Source organism: Nocardioides salarius, from assembly GCF_016907435.1.
GTDB lineage: Bacteria > Actinomycetota > Actinomycetes > Propionibacteriales > Nocardioidaceae > Nocardioides > Nocardioides salarius.
Window position 1 is genome coordinate 4,450,430 of sequence record NZ_JAFBBZ010000001.1, and the last position, 16,034, is coordinate 4,466,463.

Annotated in this window: 14 protein-coding genes; 9 read left to right on the forward strand and 5 right to left on the reverse strand. The window is 72.2% G+C overall.

The window, feature by feature from the left end; translation table 11 throughout:
- The first annotated feature begins 55 nt into the window (after nucleotides 1–55).
- From abc-f to JOE61_RS21330, 3 genes are read left to right on the forward strand one after another with little or no spacing between them, the layout of a single operon-like run.
- The gene (gene abc-f / locus JOE61_RS21320) at nucleotides 56–1,654 is read left to right on the forward strand and encodes a ribosomal protection-like ABC-F family protein (protein WP_193668887.1); all 1,599 of its coding nucleotides are present in this window, start codon (nucleotides 56–58) and stop codon (nucleotides 1,652–1,654) included.
- A 43-nt stretch (nucleotides 1,655–1,697) separates the two neighbouring features.
- Nucleotides 1,698–2,498, forward strand: a complete 801-nt coding sequence (locus JOE61_RS21325) for an enoyl-CoA hydratase/isomerase family protein (RefSeq protein WP_193668886.1) — start codon at nucleotides 1,698–1,700, stop codon at nucleotides 2,496–2,498.
- Between the two features lie 28 nt (nucleotides 2,499–2,526).
- Nucleotides 2,527–4,398, forward strand: coding sequence for an ABC transporter ATP-binding protein (locus JOE61_RS21330; protein WP_227491723.1), 1,872 nt, complete (start codon nucleotides 2,527–2,529; stop codon nucleotides 4,396–4,398).
- Here the strand turns inward: JOE61_RS21330 and JOE61_RS21335 are convergent.
- Nucleotides 4,356–5,174 (reverse strand): SURF1 family cytochrome oxidase biogenesis protein, encoded by an 819-nt coding sequence (locus JOE61_RS21335; protein WP_193668885.1) that lies wholly within the window; start codon nucleotides 5,172–5,174, stop codon nucleotides 4,356–4,358. The two genes, JOE61_RS21330 and JOE61_RS21335, sit on opposite strands and share 43 nt — an antisense overlap.
- Nucleotides 5,175–5,244: 70 nt before the next feature.
- Between JOE61_RS21335 and moaA the strand changes: the two genes are divergently transcribed.
- The gene (gene moaA, locus JOE61_RS21340) at nucleotides 5,245–6,243 is read left to right on the forward strand and encodes a GTP 3',8-cyclase MoaA (protein ID WP_227491663.1); all 999 of its coding nucleotides are present in this window, start codon (nucleotides 5,245–5,247) and stop codon (nucleotides 6,241–6,243) included.
- 34 nt (nucleotides 6,244–6,277) lie between these two features.
- On the opposite strand, the gene JOE61_RS21345 is transcribed toward moaA, so the two are convergent.
- Both JOE61_RS21345 and JOE61_RS21350 read right to left on the reverse strand, forming a co-directional pair.
- Complete coding sequence (locus JOE61_RS21345; protein WP_193668883.1) at nucleotides 6,278–6,490, reverse strand: acetone carboxylase; 213 nt, start codon at nucleotides 6,488–6,490, stop codon at nucleotides 6,278–6,280.
- On the reverse strand, nucleotides 6,487–6,822 hold the full coding sequence (locus JOE61_RS21350) for a DUF3099 domain-containing protein (protein ID WP_193668882.1): 336 nt from the start codon (nucleotides 6,820–6,822) through the stop codon (nucleotides 6,487–6,489). The genes JOE61_RS21345 and JOE61_RS21350 overlap by 4 nt, the downstream gene beginning before the upstream one ends.
- A gap of 36 nt (nucleotides 6,823–6,858) precedes the next feature.
- Here JOE61_RS21350 and JOE61_RS21355 point away from each other — a divergent pair, with 36 nt between their 5' ends.
- The 5 genes from JOE61_RS21355 (at nucleotide 6,859) to JOE61_RS21375 (ending at nucleotide 12,236) form a co-directional block, all read left to right on the forward strand.
- A complete protein-coding gene (locus tag JOE61_RS21355) occupies nucleotides 6,859–7,071 on the forward strand; it encodes a dodecin (protein WP_193668881.1) in 213 nt (70 codons plus the stop codon).
- Nucleotides 7,072–7,145: 74 nt separating this feature from the next.
- Nucleotides 7,146–7,904: a 3-oxoacyl-ACP reductase FabG gene (gene fabG, locus JOE61_RS21360; protein ID WP_204797337.1), complete on the forward strand. Its 759-nt coding sequence runs from the start codon at nucleotides 7,146–7,148 to the stop codon at nucleotides 7,902–7,904.
- 51 nt (nucleotides 7,905–7,955) lie between these two features.
- Entirely contained in the window at nucleotides 7,956–8,726 is a 771-nt protein-coding gene (gene fabI / locus JOE61_RS21365; protein WP_193668880.1) for an enoyl-ACP reductase FabI, read from the forward strand.
- Between the two features lie 26 nt (nucleotides 8,727–8,752).
- Nucleotides 8,753–10,513: a Mur ligase family protein gene (locus tag JOE61_RS21370; RefSeq protein ID WP_307823151.1), complete on the forward strand. Its 1,761-nt coding sequence runs from the start codon at nucleotides 8,753–8,755 to the stop codon at nucleotides 10,511–10,513.
- 70 nt (nucleotides 10,514–10,583) lie between these two features.
- Nucleotides 10,584–12,236 carry a long-chain fatty acid--CoA ligase gene (locus tag JOE61_RS21375; protein WP_193668879.1) on the forward strand — a complete coding sequence of 551 codons (1,653 nt, stop codon included), beginning with the start codon at nucleotides 10,584–10,586 and terminating at the stop codon, nucleotides 12,234–12,236.
- Between the two features lie 45 nt (nucleotides 12,237–12,281).
- Here JOE61_RS21375 and cphA read toward each other — a convergent pair whose 3' ends face one another.
- Nucleotides 12,282–15,056, reverse strand: a complete 2,775-nt coding sequence (gene cphA / locus JOE61_RS21380) for a cyanophycin synthetase (RefSeq protein ID WP_193668878.1) — start codon at nucleotides 15,054–15,056, stop codon at nucleotides 12,282–12,284.
- On the reverse strand, nucleotides 15,053–16,034 hold a 982-nt coding region (locus JOE61_RS21385), incomplete at its 5' end, for a cyanophycinase (protein ID WP_204797338.1). The genes JOE61_RS21385 and cphA, both read right to left, overlap by 4 nt.

Below are 16,034 nucleotides of genomic sequence, written 5' to 3' on the forward strand. Positions count from 1 at the left end.
GCCGGGTGCCGGCGAATCGGTGGCTGAGGCTACCGACTCCTACGATTGGACTCCTATGATCACCGCTCATCAGCTCGAAGTCCGTGCCGGCGCGCGTCTCCTGATGGAGGACGTGAGCTTCCGCGTGGCCGCGGGCGACAAGGTCGGCCTGGTCGGTCGCAACGGCGCCGGCAAGACCACCCTCACCAAGATCCTCTCCGGCGAGGCGCTGCCCGCCGGCGGATCGGTGACCCGCAGCGGTGACATCGGCTACCTGCCGCAGGACCCGCGCACCGGCGACCCCGAGGTCCTGGCCCGCGACCGGATCCTCTCCGCCCGCGGTCTCGACGACGTCGTGCGTCGCCTGCGGGCGGCCGAGGAGCAGATGGGCTCCGACGACATGGCCGTCGCCGAGAAGGCGATGCGCCGCTACAGCCGTGCCGACGACGAGATGCACGCCGGTGGCGGGTACGCCGCGGAGTCCGAGGCGGCCACCATCGCGGCCAGCCTCGGCATCGCCGACCGGCTCCTCGGCCAGCCGCTCAAGACGCTGTCGGGTGGCCAGCGCCGCCGGGTCGAGCTGGCCCGCATCCTGTTCTCCGGCGCCGAGATCCTGATCCTCGACGAGCCGACCAACCACCTCGACGCCGACTCGATCGTGTGGCTGCGGGAGTTCCTCAAGGCCCACAAGGGCGGGTTCATCGTGATCAGCCACGACAACGAGCTCCTCGAGGCCACCGTCAACAAGGTGATGCACCTCGACGCCAACCGCACCGCCATGGACATCTACAACATGAGCTGGAAGAACTACCTCACCCAGCGCGAGACCGACGAGGTGCGTCGTCGGCGCGAGCGGATGAACGCCGAGAACAAGGCCAAGACGCTCACCGACCAGGCCAACAAGATGCGCGCCAAGGCCTCGAAGGCGCAGGCGGCGCAGTCGATGCTCAAGCGGGCCGAGAAGATGATGTCCAGCCTCGAGGGCGAGCGGGCCGTCGACAAGGTCGCCCGGATCAAGTTCCCGGCCCCCGCCGCCTGCGGCAAGACCCCGATCACCGCCCGCGAGCTGTCGAAGACCTACGGCTCCCTCGAGGTGTTCACCGGTGTCGACCTGGCCATCGACAAGGGCTCGCGCGTCGTCATCCTGGGTCTCAACGGCGCCGGCAAGACCACCATGCTGCGGATCCTGGCCGGGGTCGACCAGCCCGACACCGGCGAGGTCATCCCCGGCCACGGGCTGAAGGTGGGCTACTACGCCCAGGAGCACGAGACGCTCGACACCTCGCGCACGGTCCTGGAGAACATGCAGTCCGCGGCGCCGCAGCTGACCGACGTCGAGGCCCGCTCGGTGCTGGGCTCCTTCCTCTTCTCCGGCGACGACGCGCACAAGAGCGCCGCGGTGCTCTCCGGTGGGGAGAAGACCCGCCTGGCGCTGGCCTCCCTGGTGGTCTCCAGCGCCAACGTGCTGCTGCTCGACGAGCCCACCAACAACCTCGACCCCGCCTCCCGCGAGGAGGTGCTGGCCGCGATCCGCACCTACGAGGGCGCCATCATCCTGGTCACCCACGACGAGGGCGCCGTCCTGGCCCTCGAGCCCGACCGGGTGCTGCTGCTGCCCGACGGCGACGAGGACCTCTGGAACGAGGGGTACGCCGACCTGGTCTCGCTGGCCTGAGGGCGCCGGGTCCGGTGTCGGTGCCGGTTCCTAGACTCCGGGCATGACACCCGAAGAGCTCGCCGCCGTCGGTCTGCAGGTCCACGTCGAGGGCGCGGTCGCCACCGTCACCCTCGACCGCCCCGAGGTCCGCAACGCCCAGACCCCGGCGATGTGGCGCGCCCTGGCCACGGTCGGCGAGCGCCTGGTGGCCGACGACGAGGTGCGGGTGGTCGTCGTGCGCGGCGCCGGCACCACCTTCTCCGCCGGTCTCGACCGGGCGATGCTCGACCCGGCGTCCTCCGCCGAGGGCGTGGAGTCCGTGGCCGACCTGCTGCGCCGCAGCGAGGAGGAGATGTCGGCGACGATCGACGACTACCAGCGCGGCTTCACCTGGCTGCGCGACCCGTCGTTCGTCTCGATCGCCGCGGTCCAGGGCTACGCGGTGGGCGCCGGCTTCCAGCTGGCGCTGGCCTGCGACCTGCGGGTGCTGACCGACGACGCCCAGCTGTGCATGAAGGAGGCGGCCCTGGGCCTGGTCGCCGACCTCACGGGAACAAAACCCCTGGTCGAGGCGGTTGGCTACGCGAGGGCACTGGAGATCTGTGCCACGGCACGCATGGTCGGCGCCGAGGAGGCGGTGCGCATCGGCATCGCCCTGACCGCGGTCCCGACCGACCAGCTCGCTGCCACCGTCGCGCACCTCGTCGAGTCCCTCACCGCCCCGATGGCCGGGGCGGTGCGTGAGACCAAGGCGCTGCTCCAGAGCGCGGCGGCACAGCCGCTGGACGAGCAGCGCCGCCTCGAGCGCGAGGCCCAGGGCCGCCGCTTCCGCGAGGTCGCGGGCGCCACCCACGAGCAGTAGCAGCAGTGAGGAGCACGACGTGTCGGGGATGATGGGGGCCGGGATGGCCTGGCGCCACCTGCGCTCGGACCGCAGCGTGGTGAACAACCGGCTGTCGCGCCAGACCGTGCGGCGGGTGGTCGGCTTCGCCCGTCCCCACCGGGCACTGATCTCGGTCTTCCTGGTGCTGACCGTCATCGACGCCTCGCTGGTCGTGGTGACCCCGTTGCTGGTCCAGCAGATCGTCGACAACGGCATCCTGGCCGGCGACCGGGGGCTGGTCACCTGGCTGGCCCTGGCGATGGCCGGGTTCGCCGTCTTCAACGCGGTGCTCAGCGTGCTGGCCGGCTGGCTGTCCTCCCGGATCGGTGAGGGCCTCATCTACGACCTGCGCTCCCAGGTCTTCGCCCACGTGCAGCGCCAGTCGATGGCCTTCTTCACCCGCACCCAGACAGGGGCGCTGGTCAGCCGGCTCAACAACGACGTGATCGGCGCGCAGCGCGCCTTCACCTCGACCCTGTCGAGCACCGTGTCCAACTCCATCGCGGTGGTCGTCGTCGGCATCACCATGCTGGCCCTGAGCTGGCAGGTGACGCTGCTGTGCGTGGGGCTCTTCCCGCTGCTCTTCCTGGCCTCCCGGTTCGTCAGCAACCGCCTGGCCGGGCTGACGCGCGAGCAGATGGACGGCAACGCCGACCTCGGCAACAACATGACCGAGCGCTTCAACGTCGGCGGCGCGATGCTGCTCAAGCTCTTCGGGCGCCGCGACGACGAGGACGTCCTCTTCGCCACCAAGGCCGCCAAGGTGCGCGACCTCGGGGTGCGGATCAGCCTGATCACCCGCATCTTCGGCGCCGCCATGGTGCTCGTCCCCGCCCTGGCCACCGCACTGGTCTACGGCGTCGGCGGCCAGCTGGTGGTCAGCGACGCGCTGACCATCGGCACCCTGCTCGCCCTCGCGACGCTGCTGCTGCGGCTGCTCGGCCCCCTGCAGGGGCTCTCCAACGTGCGCATCGACGTGATGACCGCGATGGTCAGCTTCGAGCGGGTCTTCGAGGTGCTCGACCTGCCCTCGCTGATCGTCGAGCGCGACGACGCGGTCGAGCTGCCGCGCAGCGCGGCCCGCCTGGAGTTCGACCGGGTCGGCTTCGCCTACCCCGGCGCCGACGACCTGTCGCTGCCCTCGCTGGAGGGCGTGGCGCGCCCCGAGACCGGCGGCGGCGTCCCCGTGCTCCACGACGTCTCGTTCACCGCCGACGTGGGCCGGATGGTGGCCCTGGTGGGCCCCTCCGGCGCCGGCAAGACGACCGTGACCCACCTGGTCGCCCGGCTCTACGACGTCACCTCCGGCAGCGTGCGGGTCGGCGGGCACGACGTGCGCGACGTCAGCCTGCAGTCCCTCGAGGACGCCGTGGGCTACGTGACCCAGGACGCGCACCTCTTCCACGACACCATCCGCGCCAACATGCTCTACGCCCGGCCCTCCGCCGACGACCGCGACATCTGGTCGAGCCTCGAGGCCGCCCAGATCGCCGACACGGTGCGGCGCCTGCCCGACGGCCTCGACACCGTCGTGGGCGACCGCGGCTACCGGCTCTCCGGCGGCGAGCGCCAGCGTCTCGCGATCGCGCGGCTGCTGCTGAAGTCGCCGGGCATCGTGGTGCTCGACGAGGCCACCGCCCACCTCGACAGCGAGTCCGAGGCCGCCGTGCAGCGGGCCCTCGACGCCGCCCTCGAGGGCCGCACCTCGCTGGTCATCGCCCACCGGCTGAGCACGGTGCGCAACGCCGACCAGATCCTGGTCCTCGACGAGGGGCGCATCGTGCAGTCCGGCACGCACAGCGAGCTGCTCGCCGAGGGCGGCCTCTACGCCGACCTCTACCGCACCCAGTTCGTCGACGACGTGTCCGCGCGGGGCTGAGCCGGCGTCTCGTCGTCGGCGTCCTCGCGCGACGACGTACGCCGCCGGCGGGGGCCACGGCGCTCGTCCCAGGCCAGGTAGAGGAAGCCGCCGACGGCCAGCAGGCCGAAGAACCACCACTGCAGGCCGTAGAAGAAGTGCGGGCCGTTGTCGAGCTCGGGCAGCTCCACCGGCTCGAGCGCGGTGGCCGGTTCCGGGTCCTCCGAGCGCAGGTCGACGAACCCGCCGTAGACCTCGCGGTCGATCGCCTCGCCGATGCGCTCGCTGCTCACCGCTCGGGTCGACAGGTCGCTGACGGTGGTGGAGTCGCCGCTGCCGTCGGCGCGCACCCACCCGGAGATCTCGACCTCGCCGGCCGGCGGCTCGGGCACGTCGTCGGGCCGGGTGGTGCCGGCGGCCCGGGTGGCCAGCCAGCCGCGGTCCACCAGCAGCGTCGTGCCGCTGCCTGTCACCAGCGGCACCACCACGTCGACGCCCGAGGCGCCCTCGCGGGTGCGGTAGCGCACGATGACGGTGTCCTCGGGGGAGTAGGTGCCGGTGGCGGTCACGACCCGCCACTCGTCGTCCTCGTCGACGTCGCCGCCGGGGGAGAGGACCTGCTCGACGGGCACCGGCGCCTGCTCCTCGTTGGCACGCACCACGGCGTTGTCGGCCTTGCGCTGCTCGAGCCGGTCGAACTGCCACTGCCCCAGCCACCACGACCCGGCGGCGAGCACGACGACGGCCAGCGCGAAGAGCAGCCAGCGACGCGAGAGCATGAACCTGAACGAGCGCACGCCTCGAGGTTATCCGCCAGGGCGCGGCGAGCCCCGTGCTGGTGCCCGCCCCGCCCGTATGCTTCCTCACATGACGCCACTTCTTCTCGAGGACCGGTACGGCCGGGTGGCCACCGACCTGCGGGTGTCGCTGACCGACCGCTGCAACCTGCGCTGCAGCTACTGCATGCCCGCCGAGGGTCTCGACTGGCTGCCCGACGACTCCGTGCTCACCGACGACGAGGTGGTGCGCCTGATCCGGATCGGCGTCGAGCGCCTGGGCATCGAGGAGGTCCGCTTCACCGGGGGCGAGCCGCTGGTGCGCCGGGGCCTGGTCGACATCGTGCGCCGCACCCGCGAGCTGGGTGAGCACCTCGACATCTCGGTCACCACCAACGCGCTGGGGCTCTCACGCAACGCCGCCGCCCTCAAGGACGCCGGACTCGACCGCGTCAACGTCAGCCTCGACACCGCGCGCGCCGACACCTTCCACCGCATCACCCGCCGCGACCGCTTCCACGACGTGGTGGCGGGCCTCGAGGCCGCGCAGGCCGCCGGCCTCGGCCCGGTCAAGGTCAACGCGGTGCTGCTGCGCGGCGAGAACGACGACCAGGCGCCCGAGCTGCTGTCGTGGTGCCTCGAGCGCGGCTACGAGCTGCGCTTCATCGAGCAGATGCCGCTCGACGCCCAGCACGGCTGGAGCCGCGAGGGGATGGTCACGGCCGAGGAGATCTTCGCGAGCCTGTCGGCCGTGCACACGCTGACCCCCGCCGAGGAGCCCCGGGGCAGCGCTCCGGCCGAGCTCTTCACCGTCGACGGCGGCCCGGGCACGGTCGGGGTCATCGCCTCGGTCACCCGTCCCTTCTGCGGCGACTGCGACCGGGTGCGCCTGACCGCCGACGGCCAGGTGCGCAACTGCCTGTTCGCGCGCTCCGAGTCCGACCTGCGCGCCGCGCTGCGCGACGGCGTCGGCGACGAGGAGCTCGCCCAGCGCTGGGTCGTGGCGATGCGCGGCAAGGCCGCCGGGCACGGCATCGACGACCCGACGTTCCTGCAGCCCGACCGTCCGATGTCGGCCATCGGCGGCTGAGCCGGCCGGCCGGCCCGACCGATCCGCCGGAGCGTCAGACCGTGTGGTCGGCGCCCGGCTGGTGCTCGACGACCTCGATCAGGAAGCCGCGCGAGCCCAGGAAGGTGCCGAGCGACTCACGGTGCTCGGGGCAGGCCAGCCAGGCCTTGCGCCGCTCGGGGGTGTGGATCTTGGGGTTGCGCCACAGCAGCGCGTGCACGGCCGGGGCGGTGCAGCCCTTCGCGGAGCAGCTGTCGACCTCGCTCATCGCCCGCCCAGCCCGGCGCGGTGCGTGCCCGCGGCCTCCAGCTCGGGGGCGCCGTACGCGCCGGAGCGCAGCTGGAACCCGTCGGAGCGGCTCGCCTGGGCGTTGGCCAGCACGACCGCGATGTAGGGCAGCACCAGTGCGCCCACGATGAGGATCGGCCACAGCCACGAGATGCCGGCCAGGCCCGCGACGCCGGCGCCCACGAAGCAGGCCGAGCGCAGCGTCATCGAGAGCAGGTAGCGCTTCTGGCGCTTGCGGAGGTCCTCCTCGTGGCTCACGCCGGCCGTGGTGATGCGGACCGCCTCGTCGTCGCGTGCTCGCTGCCTGGCCATGTCTCGAGCCTACGTCGGCAGGTCTAGGCTCCACGTATGACTAATCGCACCTACCGCATCTCCGAGATCGTCGGCACCTCGCCCGAGGGCATCGACGCCGCCATCCGCAACGGCGTCGAGCGCGCCGCCCGCACCCTGCGCCACCTCGACTGGTTCGAGGTCACCCAGGTGCGCGGCCAGGTCAAGGACGGCTCGGTCGAGCACTTCCAGGTCGGGCTCAAGGTCGGCTTCCGCCTCGAGGACGACTGAGCCACGCGCGTCGACGACGTGACGACCCGCGGGTGGTTTCGGGTACGCGCGGGTAATCACTAGCGTCGTCGAGCGTGAGCCAGAGCACGCAGACGTCCCCGTCCCAGCCGTCGTCCGAGCCGACCTCCGAGCCCCGGTCGGTGCTGGTCACGGGGGGCAACCGCGGCATCGGCCGCGCGATCGCGGAGGCCTTCCTCGCCCAGGGCGACAAGGTGGCCGTCACGACCCGCAGCGGTGGGGCCCCCGAGGGTGCCCTCGACGTGCGCTGCGACGTCACCGACGCCGCCGCGGTCGACGCCGCGTTCGCCGAGGTGGAGGCCGCCCACGGCCCGGTCGAGGTGCTGGTCGCCAACGCCGGCATCACCTCCGACACGCTGCTGCTGCGGATGAGCGAGGACGACTGGACCTCGGTCATCGACACCAACCTCACCGGCTCCTTCCGGCTGGCCAAGCGCGCCGCCAAGGGCATGCTCCGGCTGCGCCGCGGCCGGATCATCCTGATCTCCTCGGTCGTGGCCACGCTGGGCTCGCCGGGACAGGTCAACTACGCCGCCTCGAAGGCCGGGCTCATCGGCGTCGCCCGGTCGCTGGCGCGCGAGCTCGGGTCGCGCTCGATCACCACCAACGTGGTCGCCCCCGGGTTCATCGAGACCGACATGACCGCCTCCCTGCCGGCCGAGCAGCAGGCCGAGTACGCCGCGCGGATCCCGCTGGGGCGTCTCGGTGCCGCCGAGGAGGTCGCCGGCACCGTGACCTGGCTGGCCGGTCCGGCGGCGGCGTACGTCACCGGGGCCGTGATCCCTGTCGACGGCGGCCTCGGCATGGGCCACTGACACCCACCTCTCACCGGTCCCACCTCACTGAAGTCACGCAAGGAGCAGACGATGGGCATTCTCGACGGCAAGCGGATCCTGGTGGCCGGGGTGACGATGGACTCCTCCATCGGCTTCGCGACCGCGAAGATCGCCCAGGAGCAGGGCGCCACCGTGCTGATCTCCAACTTCGGGCGCGCGCTGGGCATCACCAAGCGGATCGCGAAGCGGCTCCCGGTGGAGCCGCCGGTCATCGAGCTCGACGTCACCGACGAGGAGCACCTGGCGCGACTGCCCGAGCTGGTCGGTGAGCACGTCGACGGGCTCGACGGGGTGGTGCACTCGATCGCGTTCGGCAACCCCGAGACGCTGCTGGGCGGCAAGTTCCTCGAGGGGCCCTGGCCCGACGTGGCCCAGGCCGTGCAGGTCTCGGCGTACTCGTTGAAGTCGCTGACCACCGCCTGCCGCCCGCTGATGACCGAGGGAGGCTCGGTGGTCGGGCTGACCTTCGACGCCACCGTGGCCTGGCCCGCCTACGACTGGATGGGCGTGGCCAAGGCGGCGCTGGAGTCGACCTCGCGCTACCTGGCCCGCGACCTGGGCCCCGAGGGCATCCGGGTCAACCTGGTCTCCGCCGGGCCGCTGAAGACGCTGGCGGCCAAGGCGATCCCGGGCTTCGAGGAGCTCGACTCGATGTGGGCGACCCGTTCCCCCCTGGGCTGGGACAACACCGACCAGGGCCCGACGGCCAAGGCGGTCTGCGCGCTGCTCTCGGACTTCTTCCCCGCCACCACCGGTGAGATCGTCCACGTCGACGGCGGCTTCCACGCGATGGGCGCCTGAGCGCCCGAGCCGGTAGCGTCGCGCCGGTGAGCGCACCCGGAGCAGGTCAGGACGTCGCCCCCACCACCCATGCTCTGGTCGAGCTGCGCGTGCTGGAGGGCCCCAACCTCTACTTCCCCAGGGCTGCGGTGAAGCTGACCCTCGACATCGGGGCTCTGGCCACCGCACCGGTCGACGTCGCGCTGGTGCTCGCCGAGCGGATCGGCCTGGAGGGTGCCCGCCCCGGCGAGCCGGAGTCGGGCTTCCGCCAGCGCTTCGCCCTGCGCGCCGTCGCGCGGCTGGTGCGGGCCGTGGCCCAGGAGTCGGGCACCTCCTCGCTGGCCGTGCGGGTGCGTCCCACCAACGACGCCCACCAGGTCGTGGTCGCCTACCCGTGGGCGCATCGCGAGCGCGCCCGTGCGATGGGTCGCGCGGTGGCCTCGGTGCTCGACACCCTGGTGCCCGGCGACGACGGCGTCAGCGCCGACCGGCTCTCGGCCGCCGTCTCGGTCGCGGCCGAGACGGTGGCCACCAGCGAGCCGGGCGACGGACCGACGACCCTGGAGCCGGGAGTGCCCGTGGTCGCGGTGACCGGCACCAACGGCAAGACCACCACCTCGCGGATGGTCGCCCACATCGGCCGCGAGTGGGGCAAGGTCGTCGGCTGGTCCAACACCGATGGCGTGTACGTCGACGGCGTGCTGGTCGAGGCCGGCGACTACTCGGGCCCCAGCGGCGCCGGTCGCGTCCTGGCCCACGAGGACGTCGAGCTCGCCGTCACCGAGACCGCGCGCGGCGGGATCCTGCTCAAGGGCATTGGTCTGACCCACAACGACGTCTCCGTGGTTACCAACGTCTCGGCCGACCACCTGGGCCTGCACGGCATCGACACCCTCGACCAGCTGGCCGAGGTCAAGGCGGTCGTGCCGCGCATCACCGCACCCGAGGGCTGGGCGGTGCTCAACGCCGACGACCCGCGCGTGCTCTCGATGCGCTGGGTGGTCAAGTCGCAGGTCTGGGTCTTCTCCCGCGACCCCGACTCCCCGGCCGTGCGCGACGTGCTCGGCGACGGCGGGCGCGCCACCACGGTCATCGACGGCTGGCTGTGCGTGCTGGAGCCCGATGCCGACCCCGACCCGCTCCTCGAGCTGGTCGACGTGCCGATGACCCTGGCCGGGCTCAGCCACTACAACGTCGAGAACGCCCTCGCCGCGGCGTCCGCCGCGCTGGCCGTGGGGATCCCGCGCGACGTCGTGGTGGCCGGGCTGCGCTCGTTCCTGCCCGACGCCGAGCACAACCCCGGCCGGATGAACTGCTTCACCGTGCCGGTCTCCGACGGGGAGGTCACCGTGGTGATGGACCTGGCCCACAACGAGGCCGGGCTCGAGGCGATGTTCGAGATCATGCACGGCGTCCGCCCCGAGGGCGCCCGGGTGCTGCTGGGCCTGGGCGTCGTCGGCGACCGCTCCGAGGAGCTCATCGAGAAGCTCGGCGAGATCGCGGCGCGCGACGCCGACGTCGTGGCGATCGGGCACAAGGAGAAGTACTTCCGCGGGCGCACCGCCGAGGAGCTCGAGGGCCTGATGCGCGCCGGCGCCGAGCGGGTCGGGGTCACCGCCGTGCCGGCGTACCCCACCGAGGTGGGCGTGCTCTCGGCGCTGGTGGGCCAGGCGCTGCCCGGCGAGGTCGTCGGCCTGATGTGCCACGCCGACCGTGAGGGCGTCTACGAGTGGATCGCCGAGGCCGGGGGCGTGCCCGACAGCGCGGAGGTGCTGGCCGCCAAGGTGCGGGCCGCACGCGCGGGGTGAGCCAAGCGGGTGGCAGGATCGTGACGCACAGCACACCGATCACCACCCGTAGACCTCTCGGAGGCCCGCCATGCGCAGCACCATGCAGGACGACCAGCTGACCATCGACGCCATCCGCCGCCACGTCGTCGCGGTGCACCCCGACGGCGAGGTCGTCACCGCGACCGCCGACGGCAGCCGCACCCGCTCCTACGCCGAGCTCGGCGAGCGCACCTCCCGGCTGGCCTCGGCGCTGCGCGGCCTGGGCGTCGACGGCGACCAGCGGGTCGCGACCTTCCAGTGGAACAACGTCGAGCACCTCGAGGCCTACCTCGCGGTGCCCTCGATGGGCGCGGTGCTCCACACCCTCAACATCCGGCTCTTCCCCGAGCAGCTGGTCTACGTCGCCAACCACGCCGAGGACCACGTGGTGATCGTCGACGACTCGCTCGTCGGGCTGCTGGCGCCCCGGCTGGAGGAGATGACCACGGTCGAGCACGTCGTGGTCGCCGGCCCCGAGGCCGCCACGGCCGACCTCGACGCGCTGCGCGCGAGCGGCAAGCAGGTGCACCTCTACGAGGAGCTGCTCGCGGCCGCCGAGCCGACCTTCGACTGGCCCGAGATCGACGAGCGCGACGCGGCGGCCATGTGCTACACCTCCGGCACCACCGGCAACCCCAAGGGAGTCGTCTACAGCCACCGCTCGGCGTACCTGCACTCGATGGCGGTGTGCGGCGGCAACACCGGCGGGCTCTCCTTCGAGGACCGGGTGCTGCCGATCGTGCCGATGTTCCACGCCAACGCCTGGGGCCTGCCCTACTCGGCGATGATGAGCGGCGCCTCGCTGTGCATGCCCGACCGCTGGCTGCAGGCCGAGCCACTGGTGCGCTTCGTGACCGAGAGCCGCCCGACCCTCTCGGGCGGGGTGCCGACGGTGTGGAACGACGTGCTCCAGCACCTCGACGCGAACCCGGGCACCCGGCTCGACTCGCTGCGGCTCGTGCTGTGCGGGGGCTCCGCCGTCCCGGTCTCGCTGCAGCAGGCGCTGCAGGAGCGCCACGGCATCGTGGTGCGCCAGGCGTGGGGGATGACCGAGACCTCGCCGGTCGCGTCGCTGGGGCTGCCGCCGCTGGGCTGCTCGGAGGAGGAGCAGTGGCGCTACCGGGGCACCCAGGGCCGGCTGCTGTGCGGCGTCTCGGCGCGCATCGTGGCCGACGACCAGTCGGTGCTGCCCGCCGACGGCGCGAGCGTCGGCGAGCTCGAGGTGCGCGGACCGTGGGTGACCGCGTCGTACTACCGTCCCGAGGAGAGCGAGCGCGAGGAGGCGCAGGCCAAGTTCCACGACGGCTGGCTGCGCACCGGCGACGTGGGCCACCTCGACGAGCTCGGCTACATCTCGCTGACCGACCGCGCCAAGGACGTCATCAAGTCGGGCGGGGAGTGGATCTCGTCGGTCGACCTCGAGAACGCCCTGATGTCGCACGACGCGGTGCTGGAGGCGGCCGTGGTCGCCATCCCCGACGAGAAGTGGCAGGAGCGGCCGCTGGCCTCCGTGGTCGTGCGCGACGGGGCCAGCGTCACCGCCGACGAGCTGCGCGAGCACCTGGCCCGCGACTTCGCCAAGTGGCAGCTGCCCGACGCGTGGACCTTCATCGACGAGGTGCCCCGCACCTCGGTGGGCAAGTTCGACAAGAAGGTGCTGCGCCGCCGCTTCGCCGACGGCGAGCTCCGCGTCGAGCAGTAGCCCCGGCCGAGCAGTCACTTTCGCAGGTGCGAAAGTGACTGCTCGTCAGGCCTCGGGGGTGGGGGTGGCGACGTAGTCGGGGTCCGCCAGGGAGTCGTCGGAGAAGCCGGCGCCGGCCTGGGCCTGGGGCGACCAGTTCTCGAGCTCGGTCATCACCGCCGCGTGCCGGTCGACGCACAGGACCACGAGGTCGCCGCGGTTGGCGCGCGACATGGCGTGGCGCACGGCGTCGTTCTCCTCGAGGATCTGCTCGACCTGCTTGCAGCGGGCGCCGGAGGCCATGGCGGAGCGCACGCCCTCCAGCACCAGCGCGGCGGTCTCGCCGCGCTCGCGCTTGCGCAGGGCCTCGTCCTCGCGCACCACGACGACGTCGAAGTGCTGCGCGGCGACCTCGCCGAGCTCGCGCATGTCCTGGTCGCGCCGGTCGCCCGCGGTGGCGATGACGCCGATGCGCGAGGGGCGGGCCAGGTCGTGCGAGCCCTCCAGCGAGTCGCCGACCCGGTCGACGAAGTCGCCCAGCATCCGCATGCCGGGGGCGTTGTGGCAGTAGTCGATGATGACGTTGACGCCGTTGACCTCGATCTCGTTGAGACGACCGGGGGAGAGGTAGTAGTTCGTCGAGAAGGAACGCAGCCCCTGGCGGATGTCGTGCAGCGGCGCGCCGGTGGCGAACGCGGCGGCGGCGGCCGCCAACGCGTTCTGCACGTTCATCCGCGCCTTGCCGCCGAAGGTGGCCGGCAGCAGGTGGGTCCAGGCGAGCTGCATCTCGCGCGGGCCGTGCTTGACCACGATCATCTCGCCGCGCTCGGAGGGGTTGAGCACCAGCGCCTTGCCGCCGCGGCGGCAGTGCGCGTCGATCATCTCGCGGGTCTCGGTGCCGGGCTCGTCCATCGAGAACCACACCACCTGGCCCGAGCAGCGCCGGCGCATGTTGCGCACCAGCGGGTCGTCGGCGTTGAGCACGGCGTGGCCGTCGCGCGGCACCGCCTCGACCAGGACGGCCTTGACGTCGGCCAGCTGCTCGACGGTGTCGATGCCGCGCAGGCCGAGGTGGTCGGGGGCGACGTTGATCACGACCGCGACGTCGTTGCGCTCGTAGCCCAGGCCCTCGCGCAGGATGCCGCCGCGGGCGACCTCGAAGACCGCCGTGTCGACCCGCGGGTTCTGCAGCACCATCCGCGCCGAGCGCGGCCCGGAGGCGTCGGCGCGGATCACCAGGCGCTCGTCGATGACGACGCCGTCGGTGGAGGTCATGCCGACCTTGCGGCCCATCCCCTTGAAGATGTGGCTGATCATCCGCGAGGTGGTGGTCTTGCCGTTGGTGCCGGTCACCGCCACGATCGGGATCCGCGACTTGGCGCCGGGCGGGAAGAGCATGTCGACGACCGGCTTGGCGATGAACTGCGGCTCGCCGATGGTCGGGTGGGTGTGCATCCGGAAGCCGGGGGCGGCGTTGACCTCGCAGATCGCGCCGCCGGTCTCACGCACCGGCTCGGTGATGTCGGGGCAGATGAAGTCGATGCCGGCGATGTCGAGGCCGACCATCCGCGCGGCCTCCTCGGCGATCTCGACGTTCTCGGGGTGCGCCTCGAAGGTGCGGTCGATGGAGATGCCGCCGGTCGACATGTTGCCGGTCAGCGCCAGGCGCACCGTGGTGCCCACGGGCGGTACGTCGGACATCGCGAAGCCCTGCTCGCGCACCAGCTCGACGGCCGCGTCGTCGACCTTGATGCGGGTCAGGACCTTCTCGTGGCCCACGCCGCGGCGCGGGTCGGCGTTGGCGGTGTCGACGAGCTGCTCGACGCTCGAGGAGCCGTCGCCGACCACCGAGGCGGGCACCCGCTCGGCGATCGCGGCGACCTTGCCGTCGATGATCAGGCAGCGGTAGTCCTTGCCGACCACGAACGACTCGACGATGACATAGCCGCGCCGCGACTGCTCGCGGGCGACCTCGAAGGCCTCGCGGACCTCCTTCTCGTCCTGCAGGTCCAGGCAGACGCCACGACCGTGGTTGCCGTCGAGCGGCTTGACCACGACCGGGAAGCCGATCCGCTCGGCGGCGCGCACGCAGCCCTCTACGGTGCGCACCGACTCCTGCTTGGGCACCGGCAGCCCGGCCGCCGAGAGCAGCGAGGTGGTGAGGTCCTTGTCGGAGGCGATGTCGACGGCGATCGAGGAGGTCTGCGAGGTCATCGTGGCCCGGATGCGCTGGGCGTGGACGCCCTGGCCGAGCTGGACCAGCGAGTGCTGGTTGAGCCGGATCCAGGGGATGTCGCGGGAGACGGCCTCGTCGATGATGGCCTGGGTGGAGGGGCCGAACGCGGTGCGCTGCGCGCGGCGGATGAACTCCTCGAGCTCGACGTCCCAGTCGAACTCGGGGTCGGCCTCGACCAGGTGGTTGACCAGCCGCACGGCCAGCCGGCCCGCGGCCAGGCCGACCTGCTCGTCGGCATAGCCGAAGATGACGTTGTAGACGCCCTCGCGACCCTTGACCTGCCGGGTCTTGCCGCGCCGCACGTCGTGGCCCACGACCTGCTGCAGCGCCAGCGCGCAGTGCTCGGCCACGTGGCCCAGCCAGGTGCCCTCGTGGAGGCGCTCGACGAAGCCACCGCGCTTGCCGCGCGAGCAGGAGTGCTCGCGCAGGCCCGGCAGCATCGCGACCAGGTGGTCGGTGAAGCCCGGGAGCGTGCTGGTGGGGAACTTCTCGAGCACGCCGAGGTCGACGACCAGGTGGATCGCCCGGTCGTAGGACCAGATGTTGGCGCCGCGGTAGACGCGCGTCTCGATGATGCTGAGGTCGGGGGTGGGCCGTTCGGTCATCGCATGGCTCCGTTCTCAGGGGTGCCGGCGGACCCCGAGGGGGCCGTGGCGTGGCTGTCGGACTGGTCCTCGAGCGGTGACTGCTCCGCCGAGCGCAGTTTGCGCAGCCGCGCCATCCGGCGCTTGAGCACGGTGGGGGAGGCGTCGGAGGCGGCGATGTCTCGCGCCATCCGGCGCAGGTCCTTGCCCACCGCCTCGAGTTCGGCGGCGTCCTCGGGGTCGACCTCGGTCTCGCCCGGCAGCAGCTCGCGCGCCGTCAGGTCGTACGTCGCACCCGCGGGCAGCACGTGCAGCACGACCCCGCTCGCCAGCAGCGGCGCGGAGCGCTTGGCCTCGTAGGCGTTGGTGATCATCCGGGACCCGTCCATGACGGTCACGGCGCCGCGGCCGCTGACCCGCAGCAGCTCGCGCTCCTCGCCGGTCTCCTCGTCGACCTCGTGGGTGACGGTGGCCGCGGTGTCCTCGTCGACGCCGATGCCGAGCAGCTGGGGGCTCTGCGCCACGATCATCAGCAGCCGGCCGTAGCGGTTGCGCTGCTCGAAGTGCTGGTCGATGACCGAGGAGCCGAGCAGGCCCAGGCCGCCGGCGACCTGGGTCATCCGCTGCTTGGGGGTGGCCCCGCCGGAGCCGAAGGCGACCATGTGGCTGGACTGGATGCTGGCGCCCGCCGACGTGCCGGCCACGACCGCCCCGCGGTGGTGGGCGCGCACGATGGCGTCGCCAACGGGGGTGCCGTTGAGGATGCCCGAGAGCTTGAGCTGGTTGCCGCCGGTCATGAACACGCCGGTGGCCTCGTCGAGCTGCTTGACCAGCGTCTCGTCGTGCGCCTCGTCGCGCGAGGCCGGGTCGACGCCGGACACGTCGGTGGCGCCCAGCCTGCGGAACAGGGCGTCGTAGACCGCCATGATCTCCTCGCCGATCGAGGAGGCGGTGGGGATGACGACGATGCGGGCCTCTCGATCACCGCTGGCGGTGACG